The sequence below is a fragment of the Bacillus sp. LR--39 genome, assembly GCF_053613335.1.
Window position 1 is genome coordinate 1 of record NZ_JBSIOT010001711.1, and the last position, 501, is coordinate 501.

The window sequence follows — 501 nt, forward strand, 5'->3', positions numbered from 1 at the left end:
CAGCTGAGAATTAAACGGAAGCTTCATGAGATGATTCATGATGAGATCGAAAGCATTATTATTTCTCCAACGATGAAATTCAGGCAATGGCGAATCGCAGTGACGACAGCACATGCTTTCTATGTAGGAAGAAGCATGGAAGGACATGTCGTGATTCTGGATACATTTAATCGGGTGCCTGTTCCTGAAACCGATGTAATGCATGCGGCAAAGCAGGATGATAACATCGCGGCGTTTCTGTCCTTTTCTCCGGTTTACCGGTGGGAAGTGGATACGTTTAAAGATCATTATGAGGTGAGATTTATCGACCTGCGTTATCGGAGCAAAGGCCATTATCCGTTTGTCGCAATTGTTCATATCGGCCATGATCTCACAATTCGTTCATCCTATACGGGATGGATATTCAGCGAAGAAAAACTACAGAAAAAATTAAAGCTCGGCTCTATATAGAGCCGGGCTTTTTACGTCTTATATAAAAAACAGCAAGCAGCAGACTGACGA

1 pseudogene is annotated in these 501 nt (G+C 42.9%); it reads left to right on the plus strand.

Annotated elements, in window-relative coordinates:
- A pseudogene (locus ACWHAR_RS32710) lies at positions 1-450 on the plus strand (metal-dependent hydrolase); the annotation flags it as partial.
- Between the last annotated feature and the right edge of the window lie 51 nt (positions 451-501).